Origin of the sequence: Hallella multisaccharivorax DSM 17128 (assembly GCF_000218235.1) — a bacterium.
Lineage (GTDB): Bacteria > Bacteroidota > Bacteroidia > Bacteroidales > Bacteroidaceae > Prevotella > Prevotella multisaccharivorax.
In genome coordinates, this window is record NZ_GL945017.1 from 447986 (window position 1) to 463622 (window position 15637).

Annotated in this window: 11 protein-coding genes; all 11 read left to right on the forward strand. The window is 48.6% G+C overall.

The features are described 5' to 3' along the window. Positions 1-10: 10 nt before the first annotated feature. Positions 11-592: an RNA polymerase sigma factor gene (locus tag PREMU_RS02345; RefSeq protein WP_007572838.1), complete on the forward strand. Its 582-nt coding sequence runs from the start codon at positions 11-13 to the stop codon at positions 590-592. A gap of 72 nt (positions 593-664) precedes the next feature. Beyond that, a complete protein-coding gene (locus tag PREMU_RS14035; protein ID WP_007572840.1) occupies positions 665-1645 on the forward strand; it encodes a FecR family protein in 981 nt (326 codons plus the stop codon). A gap of 92 nt (positions 1646-1737) precedes the next feature. Continuing rightward, entirely contained in the window at positions 1738-5043 is a 3306-nt protein-coding gene (locus PREMU_RS02355; RefSeq protein WP_007572842.1) for a TonB-dependent receptor, read from the forward strand. Between the two features lie 19 nt (positions 5044-5062). Then, positions 5063-6724: a RagB/SusD family nutrient uptake outer membrane protein gene (locus PREMU_RS02360; RefSeq protein ID WP_174262882.1), complete on the forward strand. Its 1662-nt coding sequence runs from the start codon at positions 5063-5065 to the stop codon at positions 6722-6724. Between the two features lie 130 nt (positions 6725-6854). Then, on the forward strand, positions 6855-8390 hold the full coding sequence (locus PREMU_RS02365; RefSeq protein ID WP_007572847.1) for a sulfatase-like hydrolase/transferase: 1536 nt from the start codon (positions 6855-6857) through the stop codon (positions 8388-8390). A 3-nt stretch (positions 8391-8393) separates the two neighbouring features. Continuing rightward, the gene (locus tag PREMU_RS02370; protein WP_007572849.1) at positions 8394-9575 is read left to right on the forward strand and encodes a purple acid phosphatase family protein; all 1182 of its coding nucleotides are present in this window, start codon (positions 8394-8396) and stop codon (positions 9573-9575) included. A gap of 149 nt (positions 9576-9724) precedes the next feature. Then, on the forward strand, positions 9725-11698 hold the full coding sequence (locus PREMU_RS02375) for a family 20 glycosylhydrolase (protein ID WP_007572851.1): 1974 nt from the start codon (positions 9725-9727) through the stop codon (positions 11696-11698). A gap of 12 nt (positions 11699-11710) precedes the next feature. Then, positions 11711-11908 (forward strand): hypothetical protein, encoded by a 198-nt coding sequence (locus PREMU_RS02380; protein ID WP_007572853.1) that lies wholly within the window; start codon positions 11711-11713, stop codon positions 11906-11908. 57 nt (positions 11909-11965) lie between these two features. Next, positions 11966-13588, forward strand: coding sequence for an alpha-galactosidase D (locus PREMU_RS02385; protein ID WP_007572855.1), 1623 nt, complete (start codon positions 11966-11968; stop codon positions 13586-13588). Between the two features lie 269 nt (positions 13589-13857). Further along, positions 13858-14325 carry a ribosome assembly cofactor RimP gene (gene rimP / locus PREMU_RS02390; protein ID WP_007572857.1) on the forward strand — a complete coding sequence of 156 codons (468 nt, stop codon included), beginning with the start codon at positions 13858-13860 and terminating at the stop codon, positions 14323-14325. Positions 14326-14347: 22 nt separating this feature from the next. Beyond that, positions 14348-15619 (forward strand): transcription termination factor NusA, encoded by a 1272-nt coding sequence (gene nusA / locus PREMU_RS02395; protein WP_007572859.1) that lies wholly within the window; start codon positions 14348-14350, stop codon positions 15617-15619. The last annotated feature ends 18 nt before the right edge of the window (positions 15620-15637 follow it).

Below are 15637 nucleotides of genomic sequence, written 5' to 3' on the forward strand. Positions count from 1 at the left end.
GTATAGTCAGATGAATATTGATAGGGAGACTGTTCTCATAGAACAACTACGCACGCAAGGGTCAGCTGAAGCTTTAGCTGCACTCTATGACCTTTATGCGCCCCGACTATTTACCTTCTGTCTTCGAATGTCTAAATCAAGGGAAGATGCGGAAGAAATTGTACAGGACTGCTTTGTGTGGCTTTGGAATCACCGTGCCTCACTACCGCCACAGAAGACACTGTCAACCATCTTGTTTCTGCGTACCCGACATCTGCTCATTAATCTCTATCGCGCCCGATTGAACTCTCCCCATTACAAGGATTATCTTGCATGTTGTGAAATAGCAAGCAGTACATCTGCTTCAGATGAAATGGACTACAACGACCTTCTGTCTACTCTAAACATGGCGATGGCGCAGGTGACCGAAACACAACAAAAAGTAATTAGAATGGTCAAATTTGACGGAATAGCGCCAAGGAAAGTAAGTGAGACTCTCGGTATCACTGAACAGACCGTTCGCAACCAGCTATCCATCGGCTTAAAACAAATAAGACTTATCCTTGGGAAGGGTGCGATTATGTTAGAGCTGGTGATGATGTTAACAATCTAAAAATGGAAGTTACATTTTACAGATGAAACGTGTTTATCAATCATATAAGCATAGTTGCCACTTTAACAAGGCATGAAAAATATAGAAAAATATTTCCATAACGATATTCTTCCCGAGGAGTTAGAAAACATCAGAAAAGAGGAGAATGAGAAGGGCGACACCGAAATAGGAGTTGACCTGGAGCAGTTGTGGAAAAAAGAAATGCCTCAAGCGTCTTCTCTGTCATCCGACGACGAACGCTCTGTAGGAGAGGTGCGGGAACATCTCTTTAGGAAGATAACCATTGACAACAGACACAGCACTACAAAGAATATCGCCCTATGGCTGATAAGTGCCGCAGCTGTCACATTGCTATTGGTATCAGTAAGTTTGACTTGGAAGATGCATATGAAAGATGAGGCTCTCCTAACACACCTTACTGAGATAATCACTCAAGAAGGTGAAACTGTATCACTGAAAATGCCAGATGGAACCACTGTAAGGGTCAACGGGGATTCCCGCCTCAGTTACCCCGCAGCATCTAATGGTAAATACAGGAAGGTGGCATTGAACGGCGAGGCGTATTTCAGTGTCGCTCATGATACCCAACATCCCTTTGTCGTGGAAAGCAACGGTTTTGAGGTGATGGTAAAAGGTACCAAGTTCAACATAAGAGCAAGACAATCCGACAGCCGTTCCATGGTCTGGCTTGATGAAGGCCGAGTAGACATAAAATCTGTGATGACGGATGAGACTGTAACCTTACGACCCGGACAAAAAGCTGAGATCAATAGTAGTACAGGAAAAATACGGTCTGAACAGGCAGATCAGAACGGAGTCCACACCTCATGGCTAAAACACAAAGTATCTTTCCATAACACGCCCTTCCATGAAGTGTTGAACACTATTTGTGATAACTATGATCTTTCTTTGGTTCTATCAAAGGGGGTAAGCAATGTTTCCTTTACTGGAACGCTGCCTAACAATAATCTCAAAGAAGCATTAAAAACTTTAGAGATTGTGTATAATGTACGCATTGATGTATCAAAAGAAGTGATGACTGTGCACAATTAATGTATTTTAACTCTCCTTCAAGTTATACCTAATGAAACCTGCGGTTAACCTTAATATCAAAACCAACTATTATCAACTTAAAAACTGTCTTTATGCAACAATTAAGACCCAAACTTCTATTGGTGATGTTGCTACTGTGTATGCAGGCTTTTGCATCACCCACTTTGACACAAACAGTCGACATTAACCTTACAAATGCCACGCTCACCGAACTTTTTAAAGCAGTAGAGCGTCAGACCCCGTATCGTTTCTCTTACAAGAGCAGCGACATTGACAGTCGTCGTGACATTACCGTCAAAAGGACAAATGCCACGGTTGCTTCTATCCTTTCGGAGGTGTTGCCATCGCATCAACTTGTCTATAAAATATTGTCTAATAACACAATAGCCATAATAAAAGTCATTGGTACACCAAGGGAAAGGATGGTGCCCACATCCACGCAGCAACAGTCAAAACATTTTGAAGGTACGATTACAGATACCAAAGGCGAGCCTATCGTAGGCGCCAGCGTATTAGAGGCCGGTACAACCAATGGTACCGTCACTGACTTGAATGGACATTACTCTCTCAACGTACATGTCGGTGCAAAGATAACTGTCACCTATGTAGGCTTCGTGTCACAGACTATTGCCGCCAAGGGTGGAGAGACAAATATCACCCTATATGAAGATCAACAATCACTCAATGAGGTCGTCGTTGTAGGTTATGGCATGCAGAAAAAAGTCGACCTTACAGGTTCCATAGCTTCTATCTCTGAAAAAGATCTTGATGCGCGGCCTATCACATCGGTATCAGCTGGTATTCAAGGGCTCGCTCCTGGTGTCACTGTGCTTAATGCTTCAGGTAAGCCCGGAGAGGACGGTGGCTCTTTTCAAATCCGCGGTAAGGGTACATTAAACAATTCTGATCCGTACATCCTCGTCGACGGCGTTGAAACCGGTACAATTGATGCCATTGACCCCAGCGACATTGAGTCTATCTCAGTACTGAAGGATGCTGCTTCATCTGCCATATACGGTTCTAAAGCAGCAAATGGCGTCATCCTCATCACAACCAAGAGAGGCAAAGAGGGACGTGCAAAGATCAATTATAATGGTTCCATGGGCTTCCAAAAGCCGACCTATCTCCTTGAGAAGATGCACTCTTATGATTATGCACGTATGTACAACAAGGCTCTGACCGATGCAGGAAAGTCACCGCGATTTTCTGACGAAGAAATTCAGAAGTTCCGCGATGGATCTGACCCATACAACTATCCTGACACACGCTGGTATGATCTTGCATTCAAGACGGGCATTCTTACCAAGCACAACATCAATGTCACTGGTGGCAGCGATAAGGTACACTACATGGTGTCTGGTGGCTATCTCTATCAGAAAGGTACTATGCGCAACTCCGATCGTGATCAGTTCAACATGCGTTCTAACATTGACATGAAGGTATCTGGTAATTTGACGCTACGCGCCAATATGGCTTACATACACAATAACTTCTCACAGCCTATCCCCAGTTATGCCGTGGGTGACTTGTCGGGCGGTATCTTCCACCAACTCAGCCGTATCGCGCCGTGGATTCCTTATAAGTATGAGGATGGCAGCTATGGTTCAATCGGTGACGGCAATCCCGTGGCATGGCTCGATGCTGATGAACGTATGCGAAACCATAAGCAAAACCTTTCGATTACCGTGGCTGGTGACTGGAAAGTCTACAAGGACCTCACTTTAACTGCACGTGGTAACTTCGTATCTGACATCAATGACGGCACTCGCTACATGAAAGCTGTGAAATACCGGACTGGCTCGCACGGCCCGAATGCACTTTATGAGTACGACAATCTATGGCAGCGTTATGACCTTGACTTGCTCCTCAACTGGAGCCACAACTTTGGTTTCCATCACATGAAAGCACTCGCTGGTTATAATGCCGAATGGTACAACTTCAAGCAACTCACAGGTTCACGCAACACCTTCCCCAACAACGATATCGACGATCTGAATGCTGGTGCTTCATCTACTCAGACTAACTCAGGCTACACACGTCAGCTTCGACTAATGTCCTATTTTGGTCGTATAAATTACGATTGGAAGGACCGCTACCTCTTCGAAGCAAACCTCCGTGTCGATGGTTCGTCTCGTTTTGCTACCGGTCACCGTTGGGGTTACTTCCCATCGTTCTCTGCCGGATGGCGTGTCAGCGAGGAGCCTTTCTTGGCTGCAGCTAAGGCCTCTTGGCTTGAGAATCTGAAAATCCGTGCTTCTTGGGGTCAACTTGGCAACCAGGATGCTTTGGATGAGTATTATCCCTGGCTTGCCACTTATTCTATTGGTCGAAACTTCCCTTTCGGCGGTACACTCGCCACAGGTGTGACACAGACTACTCAAAAGCTCTCCACCATCTCCTGGGAAACAACAACCAACGTTGGCGTAGGATTTGACATGAGTTTTTTGAAATACTTCAACTTTACCTTCGACTGGTACCAGCGTACTACAAAGGACATCATCATGGCTGTACCTGTGCCTGCCACCTTTGGTATGGGAGCTTATGATGACAACATCGGTAAGGTACGCAACTCCGGTATCGAAGTGACAGCAGAATGGCAACAGTCCTTTGGTGACTGGACCTTCGGCATAACAGCCAACTTTGCTTACAACAAGAATGAGATTCTTGACCTTGGCGGCGTTAACGAGATGATTGACGGCTATTTCATCAACCGTGTCGGTGAGCCTTACCACGCCTATTACGGTTACATCGTCGATGGCTTGTTCCATAGTCAAGAAGAGGCTGATACTTATACGGCTAAATATGGCAATCCGTTTGGACAGAAATTCATGGCTGGCGACTTCCGTATCAGAGACGCAAATGGTGATGGCAAGCTCAATGCTGAGGATCGCCGCATCATTGGCAATCGTTTTCCAAAGTTCACGTTTGGAGGTAAGTTCTTCGTTGCTTGGAAGAATATTGACCTCTCTGTCATGTTCCAAGGCGCAACCAAGGTGAACCGCTATTATACAGAGACAACTACAGGTGACTTCACCGGTGATACGTCTTCTCCCGATGTTGCTTGGCTCGATGCTTGGTCAGCTGACAACCCCAATGGTAAATGGCCGCGTGCTGCTGAGGGGGTTTCTTCACCAAGTCACCAGCGCCACGGTACCTTCTCGTTCTGGTGTCCAAGTACAAGCTATGTGCGTGTGAAGAACATCCAGATCGGGTATAACTTACCTAAAAAGTGGGTCAGCACCATTGGACTGAACAATATACGCTTCTACTATTCTGGTGAGAATCTCTTCACCATTACCAACATGAAACTGAAAATCGACCCAGAGTCTCCTGATGGAAATGCTTATATATACCCACCGATGAAGACCAACTCTTTCGGTGTCAATGTCACATTCTAATTATTATAATACAATGATTATGAAAACCATAAAGATAACTTCAATATTATTTTGTGGCATGCTGTCTTTGGCTTCCTGCAGCGACTTCTTCGATGTGGTACCCCATGATGCGCTGACGCCTGCTACATTCTGGAAATCTGAAAGCGATGCCGAACAAGGACTCACAGCCTGCTACTACAATTGGGTGGACCAAAACCGTGGTTCTTCACTCTGTTTCTACGAGGATGTGGAGAGCGATATCGGCTTCAACTACACCCATACGGGTAACTACTCCTACATTGCAGAGGGAACCACTAACGCATCCAATGCAGTCAACTACTATAAGTATGATGCTATCCATAGCGTCAATGTTTTCCTAAGCCATATTGATGAAGTGCCATTTACTGAAAAGGCCAAGAAGAAGGATTTCATCGCTCAGGCTCGTGTCATCCGAGCTTACAATTACTATCGTCTTTGCTGGCTTTATGGCGGTGTACCTCTCATTACAAAGCCTCTCGAAACCGCAGAAGAAGCACAGTTGCCCAGAAGTCCAGAAGATAAAGTAAAGAAGTTTGTCATCGATGAGTTAGAGGCTGCCATCCCCGATCTACAGAAAAAAGCTAAAGCAAGAGGACGTATTGACCAAGGTACTGCTTTGGCCATTGAGATGCGTGTGCAACTCTACTGGGGCAACTATGCCGAGGCAAGAAAACTGGCACGAAAGATCGTAGCCTTAGGGCAATACTCACTTGACCCCAATTTCTTGCAGATGTTCACTATTGCCGGTCAGGGCTCGCCAGAAATCATCTATGCTTATCAGCATGTGAAGACAACATCCAACTATAGCGACATGATACGTTTCCCGAACAATGCTGACGGTGGTTGGGCTTCTTGGGTACCAACACAGAACTTAGTGGATATGTTTGAAATGAAAAACGGACTCATGCCTAATGAGTCTGGCTCTGGTTATGATTCCAAGCATCCTTATGTAAACCGTGATCCCCGCCTAAAGAACACAGTTGTCTATCCAGGCGAGGACTGGATACAGCAGGATGGTACAATTCGCATCGTCAACACAGTGGATAAGTTCATCAATGGAAAGACCAACACTGACTACTATCTTGCAGCTGATAATGCTTCCAAAACGGGTCTAATCTTTGCCAAGTACACTACGCCGTTGAACCAATACACTACCGCCTATAGCAACGACAACACTTGCCCAATTTACTTTCGTTATGCTGAGGTACTACTCACCATTGCTGAATGTGATACGGAGTTGAACGATAACCTCTCTGAGGCTCTTAACCTTATCGATCAGTTGCGCCTGCGTGGCGGCCAGATCAAGGTGGATCGCTCCCACTACCAGACGCAACAGCAAATCCGTACCCTCGTTCGTCGCGAACGTACCATCGAGTTAGCCGGTGAAGGATTCCGTCGTGCAGACATCCTGCGTTGGAAAGATGAGAATGGTAAAATACTGGCTAATGATGTCATGACTGACCTCTACCGTGCCATTGGCACAATCAATTACGACGAACCCAATCCTGACAAGCGCTTTATACAAACGATCCCAACTGATGCTAACAAGGCCGACCGCTTCGTGCAGTCACGTACATTTAAGGATTTCCAGCGCTATCTGCCTATTCCACAAGATCAGATAGACCGTAATCCTAACCTGACCCAAACACAGGGGTACGAGTAATCGCTAATTATCCAAGGAGATATATCAAAAAACATTTATTGAGTGCATACCTGCCCTTTTTGCCTTTTAACATATCTCCTTCATCATATTTTTTAATTGTATAATTCATTCCACTTATTTGAAAAAGTTTATGCGGAAAAGATTTATAGTTGTTGCATCCTTAGCTCTAATATGTGTCAAGACCATTGAAGCTCAGAAAAATCAGCGCCCGAATGTAATCTTCATTTATGCTGATGACCTCGGCTATGGCGACTTAGAGTGTTACGGAGCAAAGAATGTGAAAACGCCCAATGTCAATCTGCTTGCTTCCGAAGGATGCAGATTTACGAACGCATTTTCTGTGGCAGCTACGAGTACGCCATCGCGTTACTCTCTGCTGACGGGTGAGTATGCATGGCGAAAGCCGGGGACGGACATAGCACGGGGTGATGCGGGGATGATTATCCGTCCCGACCAATATACCATTGCTGATCTGTTCAAGAGCGTAGGATATGCAACCGGTGCTATTGGCAAGTGGCATTTAGGCCTTGGCGCACAAACTGGGAAGCAAGACTGGAATGCACCCCTTCCCGCAGGTCTTGCTGATCTTGGCTTCGACTATTCTTATATCATGGCTGCGACGGCCGACAGAGTGCCATGCGTGTTTTTGGAGAACGGCAAGGTTGCTAATTGGGATGCCTCTGCTCCAATCTTTGTCAGCTACAGCCAACCTTTTGAGGGTGAGCCTACAGGCAAGGAGCATCCCGAATTATGCTATAATGAAAAATCAGCATTTGGCCATAACCAAGCCATTGTCAATGGCATCGGACGTATCGGCTACATGAAAGGCGGAGGAAAAGCATTATGGAAAGACGAGAACATCGCTGATTCAATCATAAGCCACGCGCTGTCTTTCCTGCGCCAGCATCAGCGTGAACCATTCTTCATGTATCTCGCCACGAATGACATTCATGTACCCCGATTTCCTCATCCGAGGTTTCGCGGGAAGAGCGAAATGGGACTGCGCGGTGACGCCATTGTACAGTTCGATTGGTCGGTCGGTCAGGTAATGAAAGAGCTTAAGAGGCTCCATCTTGAAGACAACACCATCGTTATCTTGTCAAGTGACAACGGCCCCGTCGTGAACGATGGCTATGATGACAAGGCTGCAGAGATGCTTCACGGTCATAGTCCGGCGGGTCCGTTGAGAGGAAACAAATATAGCGCTTTTGAGGGAGGGACGCATATCCCATTTATTGTGAGATGGCCAGGACATATATCCAAAGGTACTTCTGACGCTCTGGTTTCACAGATTGACTTAATTGCAAGCTTTGCCCATTATCTCGGTGCCTTGATCCCTAAGGGATCTGCTCAAGACAGTCAGAACGAATGGGAGACTTGGATAGGAAAGAACGCCACAGGTCGAGAATATGTCGTGGAAGAAGCTGCTGACCATACGCTTTCTCTGCGAACACAGAATTGGAAATATATTCAACCCAGCGATACACCTATTCCTTTGATGAGAGCAGAAAATGTGGAGACAGGTTATTCGCCAACCCCGCAACTATACAAGATAGATAAAGATCTTCATGAGGATGCCAATGTAGCAGATTGTTATCCAGACACTCTGTTTCAGTTACAAGCAAAGCTCAGAAAAATCATAAACATAAATAAATTAAAGATTTAAACTATGATTAACCATCAAAACTACCGGCTACTTGCTACCGCTATTCTTTTTCTGACATTCCAGTCCCTGTCTGCTTTCAAGATTGTACACGGACCGTACCTACAAAATGTGGGAACCACTGAAGTAACAATCGTCTGGGAGACAGATGCTCCGTCTACAGGATGGGTGGAGCTTGCTCCCGATGACAGCACAGACTTCTATGCCATAAGTCGACCTCGTATCCTTGACACTTCAATAGGCATTGTGCGAACCTCAAAGCTTCATGCGGTACGCCTCTTATCGCTACAACCCAACACCGTCTATCGCTATCGTGTCGTCTCTCATGAGGTAAAGGATCGTGGTGCTTACAGCTCACAGTATGGCAGCTATGCCACTGACTTCATTTACCATATGCCCGCCAAGCATTTCCGCACACTCAATCCACAGAAACCCGAAACTTCGTTCATGGTATACAACGATGTCCATGAGCACTCCTATCTGCTCGAAAAACTGGGTAAACTCGTAGACTATCAGAATCGTGACATGGTCATCTTCAATGGTGACATGATGAACTTTTTCAGTCATGACAGCACATTCTTCCATGGATTCATGGATGAAGCTGTCCGTCTCTTTGCAGCAGAGAAACCCGTTTATTATGTGCGCGGCAATCATGAGACGCGCGGTCCTGTTGCAGAATACTTCCACGATTATGTCTGTCCGCGACAACCTAACCTCTACTTTACCTGGCAGCAGGGCCCCATCTTCTTTATTGCTTTGGATACCGGCGAAGACAAACCCGACGACGACATCGAATACAGTGGTTTTACCGACTACGACAACTACCGTTCTGAGCAAGCACTGTGGCTCAAAGATGTCGTAAAGAGCGATGCCTTTAGAAAAGCCAAATATCGAATCGTCATTGAGCACATACCGCCAGCAATAGACGCTGACGCTTGGCACGGTAGCCTCGAAGTGAGCCAAAAGTTTGTGCCAATACTCAATAATGCAGGCATTGATCTGATGATTTGTGGTCATACACATTCGTTCAGTTATCATCCAGAAAACCAAAACATGCGTTTCCCCATCCTTATCAACTCTAACCATGGCGTCGTGGCGGCAGAGGCTAACACAGAACAGCTACATGTCAAGATCGTGGATGTCAATGGAAAGAAGACATTTGAGAAGATCTACCCCTGTAAGCATTGATAGCTTCAAAGAAAGTAGTAGATAAACACGACAGGAAAGTTGGACTGTAAAATTACAAATAACTGATACTGTATCCATTGCCATATCAAGTATTCTTAGTACCTTTGTGTCGAATTTAAAACTATATCGAAACAGACTAAAACTTATATATGGCAAACAAAGACTTACCTTCCCGTCTTTCCTATTGCTTTCCAGTGAGCAAGAAGCTCCTTTTCCTTTGTCTTCTCCTGATGATTGCCTGCGTGCTGTCGGCAGCTAACGCGAAGCCCTTTACGGTGCCCGAAGTCCGCCAATGGAAAGGCGGTGAGGGGCAATGCTGCTTGTCAGGCCGTGTAGTGTATCAAGGCAAGGAAAGCCAGCGTGTGGCGCAACTCTTAGCAGCCGACTACAGCGAGATGTTTGGCCGTGCGCTCGACATCGTTCCGGGCAAGGCTGCAGAGGGCGACATCGTGCTCACCGAGAAGACACGTAAAGCCCTTGGACAGGAAGGATACAGTCTTGACATCGCGCACGTCGTGACGCTCATGGGCGGCAGCAAGCAGGGACTCTACTGGGCCACACGTACCCTGCTGCAGCTCATGGAGCATAGCCAGGGCATCTTTTTGCCAAGAGGACAGATTCTCGACCGCCCGCAGTATGCCTACCGCGGATTCATGCTCGACTGCGGACGCAAGTTCTTTCCCATGTCCATGCTCAGGCAGTATGTGAAGATGATGGCCTACTACAAGATGAATGCCTTCCACATCCATCTCAACGACAACGCTTTCCCTTGGTTCTACAACTATGACTGGAGCAAGGTGCCGGCGGCCTTTCGTCTGGAGAGTGATGTCTTTCCAGGTCTCACGGCCCGCGACGGCCATTACACCAAGGCTGACTTCATGGCCTTGCAGGATCTGGCCGACAGTCTCAGCGTGGAGATCATCCCTGAAATCGACGTGCCTGCCCACAGCCTCGCTCTGACACGCTACCGTCCCTCACTGGCCAGCAAGGACTATGACCCCGACCATCTCAACTTGCTCAATCCCGCCACGACGGCTTTCTGCGATAGTCTCTTTATCGAATACCTTTCCGGTCCTAACCCCGTGTTCAAGGGTAAGTACATGCATATTGGCACCGACGAGTACTCCAACAAAGACCAGAAGGTGGTGGAGGCCTTCCGTGCCTTTACCGACCATTACATCCGCCTGGTTGAAAGCTTCGGCAAGAAAGCAGCCATATGGGGGCAACAGACCCATGCCAAGGGCACCACGCCCATCAAGGTAAAGGACGTGCTGATGTATGCATGGTCTAACGACTACGCCAATCCCGAGGAGATGATGAAGCTCGGCTATCATCTGGTGAGTATTCCCGACGGGCAGGTTTATATTGTGCCAAAGGCTGGCTATTATTATGACTATCTTGACACCCGACAGCTTTATGACAGCTGGACACCCGCCAACATCAACGGAGAGAAGTTCAGCGAGGACAACAAGCAGATTGAAGGCGGATCCTTTGCTGTATGGAACGATATTGTGGGTAATGGCATCAGTGACAAGGATGTCCACTATCGTGTGGTCCCTGCCCTGCGTACGATGGCGGCGAAGATGTGGACGGCCTCACATGTCACCTTCCCCTACGCTGAGTTTGCCAAGGAGTCTTTGCAGCTCCACGAGGCTCCAGGCGTGAACTATGCCGGCCGCCAGCCGTATGGCACCGTATTGGAGAAAGCCTCGCTGACTTGTGGCGAGCGCCTGCCCCTGGAACAGATAGGCTGGCACTACAGCGTCAGCTTCGACATCGATGCCAAGACCGAACAGAAAGGCACCACACTCTTCTCCTTCGGCGACACCAAGCTCTATCTCGCCGACCCCATCGGAGGCATGTTGGCATTCAGTCGCGACGGATATCTCGACAGCTTCGGCTACCAGTTCTTCCCCGGTGAGAAAGCCCACGTGGAGATCATGGGCGACCAGGAGAAAACCACACTCAAAGTCAACGGCCGCGTGGTGAGCGACCTCTCTGTGCGCAAGATCAACTTCGGCAAGCGCGGCGACATGTATTACATCAGCACCTTAGTGTGCCCTCTGCAGCAGGTGGGACAGTTCAATAGCCGCGTCACCAACCTCAAAGTCGTCAGCGAATAATATCCTTAACAGATGAGACACCTACTTTCTCTTGTCGCCATGCTTTTCTTGTTGTGCGGTAAGAACTTTGCCAAGGATTTCACCTTAGCTTCTCCAGACGGGAATCTTCTGATGACGATCAGCCTGGGGGGAGAAAATCTTACGGCGCCCTCCAATGGCAAAAAGACCCTTCACCTTGCATCTGGCGGCGGGGCTGCATTGATAAATTGATAATTTGATACTGACAGGCTGCCATAGAAACGTAAACTTTTAAAATACATAATGAAAATGAGAAAACTGACTTTCAAACTCTCTGGGGCATCGTTGGCCTTCATTGCCTTAATAGCTGCCACACCATCAAACGCCCATGCTCAGAAGCGCGCGTTTCTTCCTCCCACAATGGGATGGAGCTCATGGAACACCTTCGCGCTCAATATCAATGAGGATGTCATTTGTGGACAGGCCGATGAAATGGTGAAAAAAGGCCTTGACAAGGTCGGATATCAGTATGTGAACATCGACGACGGCTATTGGGACGGGCGCGATGCCAATGGCAACCTGCGTATCAATGCCACGCTTTTTCCCAAGGGCATGAAATATGTGGCTGACTATATTCACAGTAAAGGCTTGAAGGCCGGTATCTATTCGGATGCAGGCGACAACACATGCGGATCGAATGGTGGTAAGAATGCTTATGGTGTCAACGTGGGACTCGCCGGACACGAGTATCAGGACTGCAAGCTCTATTTCAACGACTGGGGCTACGACTTTATCAAGGTCGACTACTGCGGCGGAGCCCACATGGGACTTGACGAGCAGAAGCAATACACCAAAATCAGTGACGCTATCAAGCGCTGCGAGAAAGAGACCGGCCGCCGCATCGTCTACAATGTATGCCGATGGGCCTACCCCGGCACGTGGATCAGCCGCGTGGCCGACTCGTGGCGCACCACGGGCGACATCTACGACGCTTGGAAGTCATACGAAGGCATCATCAGGGAAAACCTCTACATCCAGGCCTATACAGGTGGCGGACATTACAACGACATGGACATGCTGGAGCTCGGACGCTCGCAGAGCCTTGACGAAGACCGTACCCACATGGCCTATTGGTGCATCACCAGCTCGCCACTGCTCATCGGCTGCGACCTGCGCACGCTCAGCGATGCTTCGCTCGGACTGCTGAAAAACACCGATCTCATCGCCATGAACCAGGATGTACTCGGTCTCGGTGCACCTGTAGCGCAGAGGCAGGGAGACGTCTATGTCGTGGCAAAGGACATGAAGACGCTGCATGGCAGCCAGCGCGCCGTGGTGGTGATGAACCTCACCGACCGCAGACAGACCATCAACGTGGACCTGCGCGCGCTGCAGTTCACGGGGCAGGTGGCCGTGCACGACTGCTTCACTAAGGCTGATACGAAAGTGTCGGAAGCCACGATGAGCGTCACCGTACCCGCGCATGGCTCACAGGCATACCTCATCACCGGAGCACGCACCGACAAAGCCCTCTATCAAGCCGAGGAAGCCTGGCTGCACGACTATCAGGAATTAGAGAACCGACTGAGCGCCACACCCATGGAGGATGCCTCCGCCAGTCAGGGAGCCTATGTAGGAAATATCGGAAACAAGCCCTCCAACTACTTAGAGTGGAACGACGTATACGTGAAGAATAGCGGCAAGTACAAGCTCTCCTTCACCTACGCCTCGGAGAAAGACCGTGACATGGCGGTGGCTGTCAATGGCCGACATGTCAAAACCTTTGAGAACCTCAACTCTGGATCATGGAACAAGCAGTGGTCCACCTGCTCGGTGGTCGTCGATCTCAAGGCCGGGAGCAATCAGGTGAAACTCGGCAATGAGGATAACTTCACACCCAATGTGGACTGCATGAGCGTGGAGAAACTGTAATTGCCAGCACAAAGGCGGCATCATCGCGTTGCCTTTACACCGTAGACGCATTGCCTTTACACCGTAGACGCATTGCCTTTACACCGTAGACGCGTTGCCTTTACATTGCTGCCGCCATTCAGACGAGGCAAAAAGGCTCCCGCCTGATAATTTTACAGAAAAACGCCTGAATATTTGCAGGATTGCGGAAAAGTCCGTAACTTTGCAGTGTTCAGTGGAATGAGGGACTCCTAAAAAGCGAGTTCCTCATTTTTTTATAACTTCAATACATGATAGACAAAAGCGTCGTAAAAGGATTAGTAGAAGAGTGGCTTAAGGACAAAGAGTATTTTCTTGTAGACCTGAACATCAGCCCTGATGACAAGATTACCGTTGAGATCGACCATGCCGACGGCGTGTGGATTGAGGATTGCGCCAATCTGAGCCAGTTCATCGAGGACCATCTCAACCGCGACGAGGAAGACTATGAGCTCGAAGTAGGCTCTGCAGGTCTCGGCCAGCCTTTCAAAGTGGCCCGCCAATACGAGATTTTCATCGGCGAGCCCGTAGAGGTACTCAACGGCGACGGCAAGAAAACAAAAGGTGTCTTGAAGAGTGTCGACGGCCGCGACTTCACTGTGACCGTCAATGAAAAGGTGAAGGTGGAAGGCAAAAAGCGCCCTGTGATGATGGACGTGGACCACACTTTCAACATGGATACCGTGAAATATACGAAATATTTGATCAGTTTTAAATAAAAAACAAAAAAGATACACAGCTATGCCAGTAAGAAAAATGGACGACGAGCAGGTGAGCATGATTGGCTCCTTCCGTGAGTTTCAGGATACGAAGCATATTGACCGCACCACACTTGTAAGCGTGCTCGAGGAGAGTTTCCGCAATGTCCTCTCCAAGATTTTTGGGTCTGACGAGAACTTTGACGTTATTGTCAACCCCGACAAGGGTGATTTTGAGATTTACCGCAACCGCATGGTTGTGGCCGATGGTGAAGTGGCCGATGAGAATAAGGAGATCAGTCTGACCGACGCCCGGAAGATCGACACCGACTATGAGGTGGGCGAGGAAGTGTCCGAGCCCGTCGACTTTGCTAAGTTCGGCCGCCGCGCCATCCTCACGCTCCGCCAGACACTGGCCAGCAAGATTCTTGAGTTGGAGCACGACGCCCTCTACAATAAGTATAAGGACCGTGTGGGACAGATCATTGCCGCCGAAGTCTACCAAGTCTGGAAGCGCGAGGTGCTTCTCGTGGATGACGACAACAACGAACTGCACCTGCCTAAGAGCGAGCAGATTCCGGCCGACGTCTACCGCAAAGGCGAGACAGTAAGGTGTGTCATTGAACGCGTGGACAACGAGAACAACAATCCCCGCATCATCCTCTCACGCACCAGCCCCATTTTCCTGCAGCGGCTACTTGAGAACGAGGTGCCTGAGATCCAGGACGGTCTCATCGCCATCAAGAAGATAGCCCGTATGCCCGGTGAGCGCGCCAAGATCGCGGTGGAGAGCTACGACGACCGCATTGACCCCGTGGGCGCATGCGTGGGTGTGCATGGAAGCCGTGTGCACGGCATCGTGAGAGAGCTCGATAACGAGAATATTGATGTCATCAACTGGTCGGCCAACACCAAGCTCTTCATCCAGCGCGCCCTGAGTCCCGCTCAGGTCACCGACATTAAGCTTGATGAGGAGAGCCACAAGGCCAGCGTCTATCTGCAGCCCGACCAGGTGAGCCTCGCCATCGGCCGAAGCGGTATGAACATCAAACTTGCATCCATGCTGACAGAATATACCATCGACGTATTCCGGGTCGTGGGCGACAGTGAACAGGAAGGCCAGGTTGACGATGTTTATCTTGACCAGTTCAACGATGAGATCGACCAGTGGATCATCGATGCCATTAAGGGAATTGGCCTGGAAACCGCACGGGAGGTGCTCAATGCTCCGCGCGAGATGCTGGTGGAGAAGGCCGACCTCGAGGAAGAAACCGTGGATCACGTACTTGAGGTATTGAAAAAAGAATTTGAATAAAAGAGGAAGAAGTAGTAA